The organism is Pseudomonas lopnurensis (assembly GCF_015070855.1).
GTDB classification, from domain to species: Bacteria; Pseudomonadota; Gammaproteobacteria; order Pseudomonadales; family Pseudomonadaceae; genus Stutzerimonas; species Stutzerimonas lopnurensis.
On record NZ_JADDIX010000019.1, the window covers coordinates 1 to 1,729 of the forward strand.

Consider the following 1,729-nt stretch of genomic DNA (forward strand, 5'->3'; position numbering starts at 1 on the left):
CATGAACTGCTTGAGGTCGGTCAGCGCCGGGTTGGTTTCGATCAGGTACTTGTGCGGTTGCGTGACCTGTGTGACCGGTACGCCCTGGGCGCGGGGGATGTCGCCAGCGCCGCCTTCCTGGCCGTCGAGGGCCACCTGAGTGGCGGATGGCACCTCGCTGCTGGCCCGTTCGCCCGCCTGTTGCGGGGTGGCGCTCACTGTCGGCGGCGCCACCTGGCTGCCGGTATCGATGGGGCCGACCTGGGGTACGGAAGTCTGGCCAGCGGCGGACGGCGCATCGAGCCGCACGTCGACGCCTCGCAGTTCGGAGGCGCCGACCTGGGTTTGCGCCGTGCTTACCGCCTCCACGGCCACGCCCGCCGGCGCCTCGCCGAACGCGCCAACGGCTTGCGGCGTCTGGGCCGCCGAAGCGGCTGGCTGGCCATCGAGCTGCACGACGCCAGACTGCCCCGGCAGGGTGCCGGCCTGCTCGCGTTCGCCTACCTGCACCTGGGTATCGGCTAGTTCGCTGGTGCCGACGGTCACACGGCCCGCCGCATCGACGGACAGGCCGGAAGCACCCAACCCATCCACTTCCCGGGTGCCCGGCTGGTTACCCAGCTGCACGCCAGTCGCCGTACCGGGCAGGCCCGACGCCTGTTCCCGTTCGCCGGCCTGCAGCTGCGCGCCAGCGACCTGCAGTTCGCCCAGTTGGCCGACACGGACGTCGTCGGAGCGGACGCCGCCAACGGCCTCGCGCTGCACCTGGTCGAGGGTAGCGCCGGAGAGGGCCCAATCCTGCTCGGCGATGGCGTCGCGTACCTGGCCTTCGCTGCCGCCCTGGTCGCTGAGGCGGAACAGGCCGTTCTGCCCGGTGGGCAGGCTGAAGCCGGGCAGGGTCAGGGGGTTGACTTGTTGCTGGGCGAGGTCGGGGGGCAGTTGGGCATTCAAGCGAACGAATGTCGTACCCGATTGCAGAGGCGCGGTATCGACAGAAAGCTGGTTGCCTTGTCCATGAACGTAATCGTGGAAGACGACGCCATTATCCAATCGTTCGGAGGCCTGGATAACGACATCCCCACCCGCCTGAATGACGGCGTGCTGCGTGGCTCCTTCACTGGTTGATACTTCGACATCGCTCAGCAATGTGGTGCGGGAGTCAAAAGCATCAGGCAAAGCAAGAAGATTGTCAGGGTCGTATTGTGATTTTTGGAATCCGCCTTTGCTGTACACCAAGCCGCTTAGCGTTCCGACAACGGCCCCACTCTGTACATCCCGATAGGACACGTATCCATAGCCATCGAACTCCTCATAGATGGGCCTGGCCAGCCTGATTTCCCCCTTGCTGTTGACGTAATAAACCAAGGGGAAATCGGGATTGTTACGGCGATTGTAAGGAAGGACATAAGCATCGACGAAGCGGTGCACAGTACCATCCGTGACCCCTCCATGCCTGTAGGTACGGGTACGCTCGATGGTTCCTGAAACCGCCCCCTGGTTGCTGAAACGCTCGGTCTGTATTTCGATGTCGCCCGCTGCGGATACAGTACTCAGCAGATTGCTGAATGAGGTACCTGCGAAACGGAAGTCGCCGCCCGCCGTAATACTGGAAGGTGCCCCGGCAACGACCTCGCTCTGATAGGTCTCCCTGACCACATAGTCGACCGTGTAGTGGTCACCGGAGCAGTCGTAACAACGCACCGCGAAAAAGGGGACAGATTTATTTATTGAGCAACCCCATTAGCCAGAA

The 1,729-nt window shown here is 63.4% G+C and carries 1 pseudogene; it reads right to left on the bottom strand.

Annotated elements, in window-relative coordinates:
- Positions 1–815: 815 nt before the first annotated feature.
- Positions 816–930, bottom strand: a pseudogene (locus IN820_RS22915) (hypothetical protein); the annotation flags it as partial.
- Positions 931–1,729: the final 799 nt, after the last annotated feature.